This window comes from Streptomyces sp. NPDC126510, assembly GCF_040302345.1.
Lineage (GTDB): Bacteria > Actinomycetota > Actinomycetes > Streptomycetales > Streptomycetaceae > Streptomyces.
Genome location: NZ_JBEORR010000021.1, coordinates 59009 through 72715, shown reverse-complemented (window position 1 = coordinate 72715; position 13707 = coordinate 59009). Strand labels below are relative to the sequence as shown.

The 13707-nt window shown below is 72.0% G+C and carries 13 protein-coding genes; 1 reads left to right on the top strand and 12 read right to left on the bottom strand.

Going from position 1 to position 13707, the window contains the following annotated elements:
• Positions 1–134: 134 nt before the first annotated feature.
• The 12 genes from ABTX60_RS27340 to ABTX60_RS27285 form a co-directional block, all read right to left on the bottom strand.
• Positions 135–1361 (bottom strand): methyltransferase domain-containing protein, encoded by a 1227-nt coding sequence (locus ABTX60_RS27340; RefSeq protein WP_352099670.1) that lies wholly within the window; start codon positions 1359–1361, stop codon positions 135–137.
• Position 1362: 1 nt separating this feature from the next.
• Entirely contained in the window at positions 1363–2385 is a 1023-nt protein-coding gene (locus ABTX60_RS27335) for an NAD-dependent epimerase/dehydratase family protein (protein ID WP_352099669.1), read from the bottom strand.
• Positions 2382–2999 carry a dTDP-4-dehydrorhamnose 3,5-epimerase family protein gene (locus tag ABTX60_RS27330; protein ID WP_352099668.1) on the bottom strand — a complete coding sequence of 206 codons (618 nt, stop codon included), beginning with the start codon at positions 2997–2999 and terminating at the stop codon, positions 2382–2384. Before ABTX60_RS27330 ends, ABTX60_RS27335 begins: the two co-directional genes overlap by 4 nt.
• On the bottom strand, positions 2996–3742 hold the full coding sequence (locus tag ABTX60_RS27325) for a class I SAM-dependent methyltransferase (protein ID WP_352099667.1): 747 nt from the start codon (positions 3740–3742) through the stop codon (positions 2996–2998). The genes ABTX60_RS27330 and ABTX60_RS27325 overlap by 4 nt, the downstream gene beginning before the upstream one ends.
• Positions 3739–4998, bottom strand: coding sequence for a DegT/DnrJ/EryC1/StrS family aminotransferase (locus tag ABTX60_RS27320; RefSeq protein WP_352099666.1), 1260 nt, complete (start codon positions 4996–4998; stop codon positions 3739–3741). Before ABTX60_RS27320 ends, ABTX60_RS27325 begins: the two co-directional genes overlap by 4 nt.
• Positions 4995–6014, bottom strand: coding sequence for a Gfo/Idh/MocA family protein (locus tag ABTX60_RS27315; RefSeq protein WP_352099665.1), 1020 nt, complete (start codon positions 6012–6014; stop codon positions 4995–4997). The genes ABTX60_RS27320 and ABTX60_RS27315 overlap by 4 nt, the downstream gene beginning before the upstream one ends.
• Positions 6011–7510 (bottom strand): NDP-hexose 2,3-dehydratase family protein, encoded by a 1500-nt coding sequence (locus ABTX60_RS27310; protein WP_352099664.1) that lies wholly within the window; start codon positions 7508–7510, stop codon positions 6011–6013. The genes ABTX60_RS27315 and ABTX60_RS27310 overlap by 4 nt, the downstream gene beginning before the upstream one ends.
• A complete protein-coding gene (locus tag ABTX60_RS27305; RefSeq protein ID WP_352099663.1) occupies positions 7507–8718 on the bottom strand; it encodes a nucleotide disphospho-sugar-binding domain-containing protein in 1212 nt (403 codons plus the stop codon). Before ABTX60_RS27305 ends, ABTX60_RS27310 begins: the two co-directional genes overlap by 4 nt.
• A gap of 99 nt (positions 8719–8817) precedes the next feature.
• Positions 8818–10122 (bottom strand): lipopolysaccharide biosynthesis protein RfbH, encoded by a 1305-nt coding sequence (gene rfbH / locus ABTX60_RS27300; protein ID WP_352099662.1) that lies wholly within the window; start codon positions 10120–10122, stop codon positions 8818–8820.
• Positions 10123–10139: 17 nt separating this feature from the next.
• Positions 10140–11030, bottom strand: coding sequence for a sugar nucleotidyltransferase (locus tag ABTX60_RS27295; protein WP_352099661.1), 891 nt, complete (start codon positions 11028–11030; stop codon positions 10140–10142).
• 16 nt (positions 11031–11046) lie between these two features.
• The gene (gene rfbB / locus ABTX60_RS27290) at positions 11047–12075 is read right to left on the bottom strand and encodes a dTDP-glucose 4,6-dehydratase (protein ID WP_352099660.1); all 1029 of its coding nucleotides are present in this window, start codon (positions 12073–12075) and stop codon (positions 11047–11049) included.
• A 5-nt stretch (positions 12076–12080) separates the two neighbouring features.
• Complete coding sequence (locus ABTX60_RS27285; protein WP_352099659.1) at positions 12081–13088, bottom strand: SAM-dependent methyltransferase; 1008 nt, start codon at positions 13086–13088, stop codon at positions 12081–12083.
• Between the two features lie 354 nt (positions 13089–13442).
• Here ABTX60_RS27285 and ABTX60_RS27280 point away from each other — a divergent pair, with 354 nt between their 5' ends.
• Positions 13443–13565 (top strand): hypothetical protein, encoded by a 123-nt coding sequence (locus ABTX60_RS27280; RefSeq protein ID WP_352099658.1) that lies wholly within the window; start codon positions 13443–13445, stop codon positions 13563–13565.
• Positions 13566–13707: the final 142 nt, after the last annotated feature.

The window sequence follows — 13707 nt, the reverse complement described above, 5'->3', positions numbered from 1 at the left end:
CCTTCGGAATGCCCGCCATCAGCCACCGAAAGCGAAACGGTCCACCGACTCCGTCGGCGGACCGTCATGCAAGAAGTCGTCCACGGCTACGCCCCAGCGAAGAGAAGACCAGAGTTCACGCGGTGGATTGAGGTTCAGACGACGTGGATGTCCGGGACGTAGAGGATCCATCGGCCGCCCGCGGCCTTGAAGGACTGTTCCTTGGCCATGATCTCCGCCGCGTGGTTCCAGGCGAAGAGGACCGCGTAGTCCGGGTAGGGGGCGGTGAAGGAGGCGGACGGGACGATGGGGATGTGGGAGCCTGGGGTGACGCGGTGCTGTTTGTCCGGGGTGGAGTCGCAGACCGCGGAGATCAGGTCGGGGCCGATGGCGCAGTAGTTGGTGACCGTGGCGCTTTTGCAAGTGGCGCCGTAGCCGACCACTCGCTTGCCCTGTGCCTTCAAGTCTGTGAGCAGTACGTGCAGTTGGGCGCAGTGGGACTCGATCCGCGCGCCGAAGGAGGCGTATGTCGCAGACTCGGCGAGCTTCTGGTCGTGCTCGTACGACAGTTGGCGGGACACCGAGGGCCGCACGGGGCGCTCGCCGCTGCGGGCCGTCGTGTAGCGCATGGTGCCGCCGTGCACGGGGAGGTGCTCGACGTCGATCAGATCGAAGCCGTACCGCCGCGCCATGGCCTGTACGGAGCGGGCCGAGAACAGGTAGAAGTGCTCGTCGTAGATCTGGTCGAAGTAGGTGTGCGTGACGATGTCGCCCAGGTAGCGGTCCTCGAAGACGAAGACGCCGCCCTCGGCGAGCAGGGCGTGCACGCCCGCGAACACCGAGTCGATGTACGCGATGTGGCTGATGGTGTTGGCTGAGAACACGAGCTGCGCGGCGCCCTCGGTCTCCCGGATCCGGTGCGCCGTCGACTCCTCGAAGAAGCCGATGTGGACCCGGCTGCCCGAGGCTCCCGCCGTCTGCGCGGCGTGCGCCGCGGGATCGACGCCGAGGTGGCGCACGCCGGCCGCGCGGACCGAGTTGAGCATGATGCCGTCGTTGCAGCCGATCTCCACGTAGAAGGGATCCGCGCCCGCGAGCTCCGTCGCCAGAAAGTGCGCGGCGGTGGCCTCGAAGTGCTGCCCCATGAGAGAGGAACCGGACGAGCGGTAGGGGTAGTCGGCGGGGAACATCTTCTCCCGGGACACCTCCTCGAGCTGCTGCACCATCGTGCAGTCCTCGCAGAACCCGACGGCAAGGCGGTAGAAGTGCTCTGTACCGACGTCGGCGGGAGCAGGGAACACGTCCGAGACCGGCTGCCGTCCGAAGTCGAAGAACTCCCGGACGGGACCACCGCAGATTCGGCAGGGATGGCATGAAGTCATGTCAGGCAGCTTTCTGTCGGGGAAGGTGATGCGTCCGGTACCACTCGGCCGTGCGGCGCAGGCCGTCCTGCAGGGCTCGCGGCCGGAAGTCGATCACTTCGTGCAACTTGGTGAGGTCGAACGTGCGGTGCGCGCGCCCGCCGGACACTGCGCGGTTGAAGGTGATCCGCTCCGGACGCCCGAGGGCGGCGCAGATCAACTGCGCGAGGCGTACGGGCGATACGGCCTCCGGCGTGCCCATGTTGAGGACGGTGTGGGTGTTCCGCTCGACCATCCGCAGGGTGGCGTCGACCAGATCGGTGACGTACAGGTACGTGCGGGTCTGCGAGCCGTCGCCCCAGATCTCGATGGGCTCGCCCGCCGCCGCCCGGGCGAACATCCGGGGGACCACCCGGTCGGTGTCGGGACCGAAGTCGTCCCGCGGGCCGTAGACGCTGGTGAGCCGGGGGCGGAAGATCCGCATCCGGTGCTCGTGGGCGAAGGCGTCCGCGAGCATCTCGGCGTAGTTCTTCGAGAGGTAGTAGCCGTCCCGTGCGTACGGGAAGGCCGTGCGGTAGTCGTCCTCCTCGCGGGTGGGGCGGTCGGTGGCCGACAGGTAGACCTCGCCGGAGCTGAGCAGGACCGTGTCGCGGACGGCGTGCCTGCGGCTGCAGTTGAGCACGTTCGACACCGTGCGCACATTGGCGTCGAGGACGGTGGCCGGGTGCTCGCGCCGGTGGACGAGGTTCCCGGTGAGCGCGGCGCAGTGCACCACGGCGTCGATGCCGTGCGGCGCTTCGGCGAAGATCCGGTCGAGTGCGGCCTCGTCGAGGAGGTCGGCGCGGACGGTGCGCAGGCGGTCGCCGGCGGGCAGCTGCGGCAGCACCGCGCGGTGGTCGCGCCGGTGGAGGGCGAGCACCCGCGCGCCCCGGGCCAGGAGCCCCTCGGCGAAGTGGGAGCCGATGAAGCCGGCGGCTCCCGTGACGAGGACGGTCCTGCCGGACCACGCGCCCGTCGCGCCCGCGCACACCCCCGCACCGGTCACCGGTCCGCTCCCGCCGGCTGTCCGCAGACGGCGACCGCGTCGTCCCAGTGCGGCAGCAGACCCGCCGCCTCCGCCTCCCGTACGCCCGGCGCGGCCCGGTCCTTCGGGGACAGGAGCAGCCCGTCGGTGTCCCCCGACGTCCACGGGAGCGCGAGGTCCGGGTCGAGGGGATCGATGTCGAGCTGGGTGCCGGGCACGTGCGGCGTGGACAGCAGGTAGCTGACGCAGCTGTCGTCCGCGAGAGCGAGGAAGCCGTGCACCACACCCTCGGGGACGAACACCGCACGACCGGAACGTGCGTCGAGCTCCGTCGTCGCGTACGTGCCGAAGGCGGGCGAGCCCAGGCGCAGATCCACCACCACGTCGCGCACCGCTCCCCGTACGCAGGTGACCAGCTTCGCCTGGCCCGGCGGGATCGTCACCCCGTGCAGACCCCGCAGGGTGCCCCGGCGCGAGACCGAGTAGTTGACCTGGCGCGGGACGAACGGGTGGCCCGTCACTTCCGCGAGCGCGTCCGTGCGCAGCGCCTCGTAGAACACGCCCCGTTCGTCGGCCAGTTGACGCGGTTCGAGGGTGAACACGCCGGGGATCCGAGCCGGGGCCACGCGCGTCATGCCCGCACGCCGACGTAGAGGCCCCGCCCGTTGGGCGGACCCGGCAGGTGGGTGGTGTCGAGCCCCGCCGCGGTGAAGGCGGCCCGGTACTCCTCGTGCGTGAACAGGGAGTACGTCTCCTGTTCGGTGAAGTCCCGCAGTCCGTCGCGGTCCGCGACCGTGTAGTGCACCGTCATCAGTGAGCGGCGCCCGTCCCGTACCGAGCGGGAGACCCGGCTGACCACCAGCTCGTCGGACTCCGCGACGCTGCCCGTGACGAACCCGTCGAGGAACTGCTCGGGGAACCACCAGGGTTCGGCGATCAGTACGCCGCCGGGCGCGAGATGCCGGACCAGACGGTGGGCCGCGTCGGCCAGTTCCGCGGTCGAGGCCATGTACCCCATGGAGAAGCACATGCACAGGACCGCGTCGTAGCGCGCACCGAGGTCGAAGTCGCGCATGTCGCCGCGGTGGACGGTGGTGCCGGGGAGCCGGGCGGCGGCGATCTCCCGCATGGCGTCGGAGAGTTCGAGCCCCTCGGCCACGGGGAAGTGATCGCGCAGCCGCCGCAGATGGGCGCCGGTGCCGCACGCGACGTCCAGGACCGAACGGGCGCCGGGACACCGGTCGAGCACAAGCCGCGCGACGGCGTCGGCCTCGGCGTCCCAGTCACGGCCCCGGGCGCCGTGGATGTGGTCGTAGATCTCCGCGTGCCGGGCGCTGTACGCGGTGCGGGCCGTCTCGGCCGTGGGCGCGGTGGTCATGCTGGGACGCCTTCCTGCGGGGGACGGGCCGGCTGTGCGTGGGTGCGGACCTCGGCGGACCGGGCCTCGACGGCGCCCCGGAACTCGGTCGCGACCGTACGGACGTCCGGGTCGTCGAGGCCCTGGTGCAGCGGCAGCAGCAGCGTCGCCTCGGACGCCGACTCCGCGTGTGGCAGCGGCAGTTCGGGCGGGCCGTACGCCGGTACGCGGTGCAGCGGCGGATAGCGGAACGTGGTGTAGACGCCGCGCGCGAGCAGGTCCGCGGCGACGGCGTCCCGGATGCGCGGGTCGAGTTGCACCCAGTAGAAGTAGTACGAGCCGGTGTGACCCGGTGGGATCGGCGGCGGCAGCCGTACGCCGTCGAGACCGGACAGCAGCCTGTCGTACGTCTCGGCCACCGCCCTGCGCCGAGACAGGATGGCGTCGAGGCGGCGAAGCTGTACGGAGCCGATCGCCGCGGTCAGGTCGTTGCCGATCACCCGTCGGCCGAAGTCCCGGACGTCGAGGTCCCACCAGCGGGTCGGGACGCGGGCGCCTGGCTGCCCGACTCCGGCGCTCGACTGCCCCGCTCCGGTGCGGTCCGCACCGGAGTTGCGCGCCGCGCTCAGACCGCTCGTCTCGGCCAGGCCGTGGTAGGCGAGCCGCCGGGCCCGCTCCGCCACCGACGGGTCGGCCACGTACAGCATGCCGCCGTCCCCGGTGGACAGCACCTTCATCGCGTCGAAGCTCCAGACCGAGAGCGACCCGAAGGTGCCGCACGCGCGCGGACCCACGCGCGAGGCGACCGCGCAGGCGGTGTCCTCGATCAGCTGGACGCCCCGCGCCCCGCACAGCTCCGCGATACGGGCGATGTCGCCCGGGGCGCCGCCGTAGTGCAGGACGAGGACCGCCCGGGTCCGGCCGGTCAGCGCCCGTTCGACCTGCTCGGCCGACGGGTTGAGGGTGTGCGGGTCCACGTCGCAGAACACGGGCCGGGCGCCGGTCGATGCGACCGCGTTGGCGGCCGAGACGAAGCTGATGCTCGGCATCACCACCTCGTCGCCGGGCCCCAGGCCGAGGAGTTCGGCGGCGAGGTAGAGCCCCGCCGTGGCCGAGGACAGGAAGACGACGCGGTCGGCGGGCACCCCGAGGTGCGCGGCGAACTCCGCCTCGAACGCCGCCGTACGCGGCCCGTGGCCGAGCCAGTTGTCGTCGAACACTTCGGCCAAGGCACGCAGTTCCTCGTCGCCCAGGCTCGGCTGGAACACATTGATCACAGGGGACTCCTGGCGGGTGTGGGTACGGACGCGGCGGTCGCCGCCTCTCGGATGTCCCGGAGCAGCACCGCCTCGTCGAGCAGTACGGGATCGGAGCCGAGGGCACCGCCGCCGCCCGCGCGGACGGCGCCGGTGAACGCGGTCAGAGTGCGCGCCACCTGGTCGTACGCCTCGAGCTGAAGGACCCGCCCGTCCGGGCCGGTGGAGCCGTCCGTGAGACGCACCAGTGGCCGGTGGTCGGCGGGCGGCGTGAAGGCCCGGTCCACGGTGATCCGCCCCTGGCTGCCGCGCAGTTCGTAGCGGGAGCGGTACGGGTGGTTCAGGCCGAACGACAGCCGGGCCGTGACCCCCTGCGGAGTGCGCAGCACCGCCCGCCCGCCCATGTCCACCGCACGGTCCGGCCGGTACGACAGCGTCGCCTCGACCACGGACAGCGGGCCCGGCAACAGGTGCAGGGCCGCCCTGACCGGATAGAGCCCCACGTCGAACAGCGCCCCACCGCCGAGCTGCGGACGGTGGCGGATGTCGTCGTCCGGCAGCGCGGGAACCTCGAACGCGGCCTGCAGGGAGCGCAGTTCACCGATCGCGCCCTCGGCGAGCAGCCGCCGGACCGTCTCGTGCTGCGGATGGTGGACGAACATCACGTTCTCCGCGAGGACAAGGCCTCGCTCGGCGGCCAGTGCGAGCAGCGCGGACGTACTGCGGACGTCCGTGGTCAGCGGCTTCTCGACCAGCACGTGCTTGCCGGCGCGCAGTGCGGCCTCGGCCCAGCGGCCGTGCAGGGCCGCCGGCACGGGCACGTACACCGCGTCGACATCGGTGCGCGCGAGCAGCGCCGCGTAGTCGTCCTCCGCGTCGCAGCCGTACTCCACGGCCCAGGCGTCGGCGGTCTCCGGGCGCCGGGACGCCAGGGCGGTGACCCTGATCCCGGGCTCGGCCCGCATCGCCGGCAGCATCCGGCGCCGGGCGATCTCGGCACATCCGAGGACCCCGAAACGCAGCGGACGGTCGCTCACCCCAGCTCCTCCCGTATCGAGTTGAGGCACGCTAGGAGCGTGCGGGCCTGCACGTTCACGTAACGGCCGTGCTGCACCAGGGCGGTGAGCTGGCCCGGCGTGAACCACCGGAAGCCGGGCGGGGCCTGCGTCGGCGCCTCGTCCGCGCCGGCCTCGACGATCAGACAGCGGGTACGGGCCTCGAGGAACCGGCCGCCCTCCTCCCCGTGCTCCGTGTCGTAGCGGACACGTTCCGGGCCTGCGCCCAGGACCAGGTCGAGGAAGGGCGGCGGGGTGTCGTGGCTGCCGGGGATGCACTGCACGGTGGGGCCGAGCTCCAGGACGTCGCCGTGCCCGGCCTCCGGCCGCACCCGCATCAGGACGTGCACCACTCCGCCGAACCGGCGCAGCACAAGCGCCGTGACACCGGTGCCGAGGGGCGCGAACAGCGGCTGACTCCACTGCCCGACCTCGCGGTTGCCCGCCCGCACCTCGACGGCGGCGACCTGGAAGTGCCGCCCCCCACTGTGCTCGATCCGGTCGGCGGACCGCTGCCAGTCACCCACCGAGTCCAGCGGAATCCGCCGCGCCCGCAGCCGGTGCGCGGTACGCTGCCCGGTGATCCAGGAGCGTTGCTCCGCGTCGTGGTGCAGGGCCGAGGCGTGCGGATCTGCGAACGGCAGGCAGGACAGGACCGTACGGGTGTCCATGTTCACCAGGTGGTCCAGGCCCAGGAGCCGATGGATCTGACCCAGCGTCAGCCAGCGGAAGTCGTCGTGCGCCGGCACGTCGTCGCGGACCTCCACCACCATGTTCCGGTTGACCTTGCGGTGGAACCACGAGCCGTGCTCGGACTGCAGCACATCGGTGATCACCCGGCCCCGGCCCGGATCGGTGAAGTACTCCAAGTACCGCACACCGGTGCCCCGGTGGACCCGCGTGTAGTTGCTGTAGGTGGCCTGGACCGTGGGGGAGAGCTGGAGCAGGTCGACGTTCCCCGGTTCCATCTTGGCCTGGAGCAGGAAGTGCGGCACCCCGTCGATCTGCCGGCAGAGCAGGCCCAGGATGCCCACCTCCGGCTGGACGATGACCGGCTGCTGCCACCGCCGTTCCGGCCCGTCGGCGCCGCGCTCCGGGGAGCCGGTCGAGACGTCGAGCCCCTCGACGGTGAAGAACCGTCCGCTGTGGTGCACCAGGTTCCCGGTGGCCTCGTCGAACGACCAGTTCTGCAGCGCGTCGAACGGGATCCGCGTCACCGCGAAGGGATGCGCCCGTGCCCGCTCGGCCAGCCAGCCCGCCACGTCCGCCGTGCGGATCCCGGCTCCCTCGCGGGCGGCGGCCGAGCGGGCGAGCCGTACGGCGACGGACCCGTCGTGCCGCGGTCGGACGAGCTCGGACGCCTCGGACTGGGACACCTTCGGCCCGGGCAGGGTCGTCGTGGGTGCGCCCCCGTCGGTGGCCGTCCCCCCGCTCACGCCCGCCCCGGCCCGTACGCCGGTCCACGCCGCGGCGTTCATCGGCGGTGCCGCAGCGTGAGTTCCTCCAGGACCGGCACCAGGTCGGCCGGCCCGGGCGCCCCGGCGGCCTCCTTGGCGAGCAGCCGCGCCCCGTCCCGGAAGGAGTCCTCCGTGAGCAGCCGGCGCAGCCGGGACGCGAAGGTGTCCCGGCTGAACTCGCCCACCTCGAGGGCGAGTCCGGCTCCCTGCTCCTCGACGTACCGGGCCGTCTCGCTCTCGGACCAGAACGGCACCGGTGTCACCAGCTGCGGCACCTGGTGCGCCACCGCGGCGGCGAAGCTGCCCGCGCCCCCGTGGTGGATCACCGCCGAGCAGGAGGGGAGCAGTTGGTTGAGCGGCAGATAGTCGACCAGGCGCACCCCGTCCGGAACCTCGCCCGCCGGCAGGCCCGGATGCCCCGTCGCGACGACCTCCGCGCCGAGGGCCGTGATCGCGGAGACGACCTCGGCGAACGTCACCCCCGTCTCCTCGAAGAGCTGCCGCCCGCGCCCGCCCGCGCCCAGCGTCAGGGCGACCCGGGGGCGGCCAGGTGGTTCGTCCAGCCAGGCGGGAGCCGGGGCACCGCCGTTGTACGGGACCCAGCGCATCGGTACGTAGTGCGGCGCGGCCGGCAGGCGCATCGCCTCCGGCGAGGGGTCCACGGTCCACTGGCCGAGCAGCAGTTCCTCGCGGAAGTCGAGGCCGTACGGTGCGAGCATCGGGGCCATCAGGGACCGCACCGGATCGCGGCGCGGCCGGGTCGCCGAGGCCTCGCCGGCCGTCTCGAGCTGCTTCCCCCGCAGCCAGGCGATGTTGTCCTGCCCCCACAGGAAGCGCGCGTGCGCGGCGCCGGTCACCTCGGCGGCGACGGCGGCCGGTACGCACAGCGGGTCCCACAGCACGAGGTCGGGCCGCCACCGCCTGGTCAGGCCGACCAGGTCGTCGAGGACCGGGCGGTACTGGGCCAGCATCGCGGTGTAGTGCAGCCACTGGGCCTGCAGGCGGGCCGGGCCCGCCGCGGGGTCGAGTGCCATGGAGCCGGTCAGCCTCGGCAGCCTGGCCGGGTCCGGATTCGCCGCGACGATCTCGGAGAGGTGCTCGCGGGTGCCGATGGGCACGGCGTTCAGGCCGGCCCCGGTCGCCAGGTCGAGGGCATCCCGGTGCAGGGCGACCCGGACCTGGTGACCGGCGTTCTGCAGCGCCCAGGCCAGCGGGACGACGGAGTGCATATGAGAGGTGTGCGGAAAGACGCAGAACAGAACGCGCACGGGGCGCTCCCATCAGGAGAGGGCAGACGATGCGGTGACCGGCCGAGGCGTGCGGGTGGGTCAGCCGCGGGAGGCGACGAACTCCTTGATCGAGGCGACGACGTAATCGACCATCTCGTCGGTGAGCGCCGGATAGACGCCCGTCCACAGGGTCCGGTCGGTGACGACGTCGCTGTTGGTCAGCTCGCCGGATACCCGGTGCCGCACCCCTTGATAGGCCGGGTGCCGGGTGAGGTTTCCGGCGAAGAGCCGCCGCGTGCCGATCCTGCGGTCCTCCAGGAACGCCACCAGCTCCGCTGTCGTGAACGGTGCCTCGGGCCCGATCGTCATCACGAAGCCGAACCAGCTCGGATCGCTGCCCGCGGTGGCCTCCGGCAGCAACAGATGCGGCAGCCCGTCGAGCCCTTCACGCAGCCGCCGCCAGTTGTACCTGCGGGCCGCACAGAACTCGTCGAGCCGTTTCAACTGGCTGAGCCCCAGGGCGGCTTGGAGGTCTGTCGCCTTCAGGTTGTACCCCACGTGCGAGAAGATGTACTTGTGGTCGTACCCCTCGGGCAGACTGCCCATCTGGTACGAGAACCGCTTCAGGCACCGGTCGTTCTCGCCCGGCTCGCACCAGCAGTCCCGGCCCCAGTCGCGCAACGACTCCACCACCCGGGCGAGCGCGAGATTCGAGGTCAGTACGCAGCCGCCCTCGCCCATCGTCAGATGGTGCGCCGGGTAGAAGCTGACGGTCGACAGATCGCCGAACGTGCCGGTCAGCTGCCCGCGGTAGGTGGAGCCCACCGCGTCGCAGTTGTCCTCGATCAGGAAGAGGCCGTGGGCGGCGGCCAGTTCGGCGATCTCGGCCGCCTGGAAGGGGTTGCCGAGCGAGTGCGCCATGGAGATGGCTCGGGTCCGCGGCCCGATCGCGCGGGCGACCGTCTCGGAGCTCGCGTTGTACGTGCCGAGGTCGATGTCGACGAAGACCGGCACCAGACCGTTCTGGATGATCGGGTTGACCGTGGTGGGGAATCCCGCCGCTACGGTGATCACCTCGTCACCGGGGCGCAGCCGGTGCTCGCCGAGCGCGGGCGAGGTGAGGGCGGTCAGGGCCAGGAGGTTCGCCGAGGAGCCGGAGTTCGTCAGGTGCGCCTTGCGTCGGCCGAGGCGGCGGGCGAACGCCGACTCGAACCTGCGGCAGTCGGTGCCCGCTGCGATGCGCAGTCCGAGTGCCGCCTCCACGAGCGCCACCCGGTCGCTGTCGTCCAGGACGGCGCCCGAGGGCCAGATCTCCGTGACGCCCGGCTCGAAGCGTGCGTCCCGCTCCTGCTCCTCGTGGTACCGGCGTACCTCCGCGAGGATGCGCTCCTTGCGGTCGCCCATGGTCGTCTCCTTACGGGTCACGGTTGCGGCTCGGTCAGCAGACCGTGCCGGTGACCGGCGGGGTCCGCGGGCGCGCGGGCGTGCAGCGGCAGGACGGGTGCCTGTCGCTCCAGTGCGTCCCGGTCGATGAGACCGGCGCGGTAGGCCGAATCGGCGGGGCTGCCGATCGGCTCGGACTGCATCTGCTGCTGTAACCGGATGTACTGGGCGGCGTCCAGGAGGCTGTCCGGGGTTCCGGTGTCGAACCAGACGGTGTCGTCGCCCAACTCCACGAGCGTGGCCCGCCCTTCGCCGACGTAACTCCGGTTCAGGTCGGTGATCTCCAGCTCGCCCCGGGGCGAGGGGGTGAGGGCCGCGGCCTTGTGCAGGGCGTCGTTGTCGTAGAGGTAGAGGCCGGTGACCGCGAGGCTGGAGCGGGGCCGCTCGGGCTTCTCCTCCAGGCCGGTGATGCGGCCCCGGGCGTCCACCGTGGCCACCCCGTACTGCTCGGGCGCGGCGACCTTGCGGCTGAACAGGGTGCAGCCCCGGTGCCGGCGCAGGGCGCCGCGCAGCCGCCCGGGCAGTCCGGGCCCGTGGAACAGGTTGTCGCCGAGCGCCAGGCAGATCGGCCCGTCCCCGACGAAGGGGCGGGCGAGCAGCAGGGCGTGGGCCAGGCCGCGAGGGTGGTCCTGGACCGCGTACTCCAGGCGGATGCCGAACCGCCCGCCGTCGCCGAGCAGCCGCTCGTACTGGTCGCGGTGCTCCGGGGTGGAGATCACCAGGATCTGGCGGAGCCCCAGCTCGATGAGCAGCGACAGCGGGTAGTAGACCATCGGCTTGTCGTAGACCGGCAGCAACTGCTTCGACGAGACCAGGGTCAGCGGACGGAGCCGGGTGGCCGAGCCTCCCGCGAGGATGATGCCGCGCACGGGTTCCTCCTCTCGTCTACTTCGGGGGGTGTACGGAGGCCGGGTGCCCGCCTCCGGCCGGCGCGTACGGGGTCTCGTACGCCGCCCGGGGCGCCCACCAGTCGGGGTGGGCGCGGTACCAGCCGACCGTGGCGCGCAGGCCCTCGGCGAACTCCACCCGGGGGCGGTAGCCGAGGGCGCGCAGCTTGCTGTCGTCCAGGGAGTAGCGGCGGTGGTGGCCCTTGCGGTCGGCGACGTGCCGGACCGAGCTCCAGTCGGCGCCGCACGTGGCGAGCAGTTCGCGGGTGAGGAGGCGGTTGCTCAGTTCGGTGCCGCCTCCGATGTGGTAGACCGCCCCCGACTCACCGCGCTCCAAGGCGAGTTGGATGCCGCGGCAGTGGTCGTCCACGTGCAGCCAGTCCCGGATGTGCCGGCCGTCGCCGTACAGCGGCACGCTCCGGCCGGCGAGCAGACGCACGGTGAACCTGGGGATCAGCTTCTCCGGGTGCTGGTGCGGGCCGTAGTTGTTGCTGCACCGGGTGATCGTCACGTCCAGGCCGTGGGTGCGGAAGTACGAGAGCGCGAGCAGGTCTGCGGACGTCTTGGAGGCCGCGTAGGGAGAGTTGGGCAGCAGTGGTGAACTCTCGGTCCAGGAGCCGGAGTCGATCGAGCCGTATACCTCGTCGGTCGACACCTGCAGGAACCGGCCGGCGCCCTGTTCGAGCGCGGCGTCGAGCAGGACGTGGGTCCCCGTCACATTGGTGTGCACGAAGGACGCCGCGTCGGCGATGGACCGGTCGACGTGGGTCTCGGCCGCGAAGTTGACCACGAGCGAGCCCGGCGTGAGCAGTTCGCGTACGAGTGCGGCGTCGGCGATGTCGCCGGACACCAGGCGGAAGCCCGGACGGTCCGCGACGGCCGCGAGGTTGGCGGGATTGCCCGCGTAGGTGAGTTTGTCGAGCACGGTCACGGCGGCCCCGGCGAACGCGGGGTACGCCCCGGTCAGGAGGGCGCGCACGAAGGTGCTGCCGATGAATCCGGCTCCGCCGGTCACGAGTAGGTGCACGGCCGTCAGTCCCGGGTGGCGACGGCGACGGCGGTGCCGAGCGCAGGCAGCGGGACCGTACGCCGGAGGGTGAAGCCCGCACCGGCGAGTTCGGCGGCCAGCATCTCCGCGTCCGGGTGGTAGGCGGCGCCGAGCGCGAGCCAGTCCACGGCCGAGGCCGCGAGGGTCGAACCGGCGGGCGGTGCCTCGTACAGGAAGTCGTGGATCATCAACAGTCCGCCCTCGGGGAGCACGTGGTGCGTCCGGGTCAGGAGCCGTGCGCGCTCCTGCCGGTCGAGCAGGTGCAGTACGTGCGAGAGGAGGGCCGCGTCGTGCGGGGCGGCCGCGGGCTCACAGGCTTCCGGATCGGTGAGCGGATCGGTGTGCAGGTCCCAGGGCACCAGGCGTACGCGGTCGCCGAGTTCGGCCTCCTTGACGACCCGTTCGGCGTGCTCCAGCATCGGCGCCCGGTCGTAGACGGTGGCGGTGAGCCCGCGGAACATGCGGCACAGGGTGAGCGAGTAGCCCCCGCTGCCGCCGGCGATGTCGGCGAGGCTCGTGCGGTCGCGCAGTTCGGGGAGCCGGGCCAGGTGCGGGGCGCCGGCGCGGGCCCCGGTGAGCATGGCGTCGGCGAGAGCGGGCAGTTCGGCGTCCGGTATCTCGGTGGGCAGGCGGCGGCCGCGCAGGGCCGCCGTCACCCCGACGGCGTTGAGGTGGTCGTCGGCCGCCCACCGCTCGATCCGCAGGAGGGAACGGGCGTTGCGTCCGGGCGGGCCGGTCAGCAGGTTCCGGTAGGGCTCGGTGAGCTGCCACCCGCCGTCGTCCCCGGGGGCACGCAGGACGCCGTGCCAGCCGAGGACACGGAGCAACGCGTGCAGCGGCTCCGGGCGCAGGCCGAGCGACTCGGCGAGCCGGTCGGCCGTGACCGGGGCGCCGGCCACGGCATCCAGGAGACCGACGTCCTCCGCGGCCTCGACGGCGGCGAGGACCTTCCGCGCGGAGCGCAGCGGAGAGAGAAGATCCGGGTCGGCCACGACTGCCCTCGCTCTCGATAGGCGACTCTGACCGTGACTATAGTCAAAGTCCTGACGATGGAGTGTGGCCTACGAACCGTTTCTTGGCAACGTCTGTCTCTTTCACGCATGACTATAGTAACCTTCAGCTTGACTCGACCTCGACTCAAGGAGCGTCAGTACGTGAATCCCATTGCGCCCACTTCCTCGCTCCTTGTCCGAGCGGCGCTCGTGTCCGTGTTCACCGTCGGAACCATGGTCGGGGCCACGAGCGCCACCTGGGCCGAACCCGGTGCCACGCACCGGTCCGCCGCACCCTGTAGCGAGTGGACCGAGAGCTGTACCGGGCAAGGTGGCAGCGAGGACTGGCCCTGGGTGATACAGAAGAGCACCGGGCCGAACACCGACTGGCCGTGGCGCGCGGAGCACCGCCCCGCGGGCTCCGACTCGGACTGGCCGTGGCGGGCCCGGGCGTCGAACACCGACTGGCCCTGGTAGGCCGACCGCCCTTGGTGGGCGGGGTGGCCGGCGCGCGGACACACGGAGGGTCCGCGCACGGACGCATGCAAGAGGGGAGAAGCGATTCCGCTTCCCCCTCTTCTCGTTCTGCCCCGCGTTCAGGCGTTCCCGCCCCGTCGCG

Coding starts and splice junctions, on each gene's coding strand:
- ABTX60_RS27330 (WP_352099668.1), bottom strand. CDS start 2,999: ATGACGCGCGTGGCCCCGGCTCGGATCCCCGGCGTGTTCACCCTCGAA.
- ABTX60_RS27305 (WP_352099663.1), bottom strand. CDS start 8,718: ATGCACTCCGTCGTCCCGCTGGCCTGGGCGCTGCAGAACGCCGGTCAC.
- rfbH (WP_352099662.1), bottom strand. CDS start 10,122: ATGGGCGACCGCAAGGAGCGCATCCTCGCGGAGGTACGCCGGTACCAC.
- ABTX60_RS27325 (WP_352099667.1), bottom strand. CDS start 3,742: ATGACCACCGCGCCCACGGCCGAGACGGCCCGCACCGCGTACAGCGCC.
- ABTX60_RS27340 (WP_352099670.1), bottom strand. CDS start 1,361: ATGACTTCATGCCATCCCTGCCGAATCTGCGGTGGTCCCGTCCGGGAG.
- ABTX60_RS27310 (WP_352099664.1), bottom strand. CDS start 7,510: ATGAACGCCGCGGCGTGGACCGGCGTACGGGCCGGGGCGGGCGTGAGC.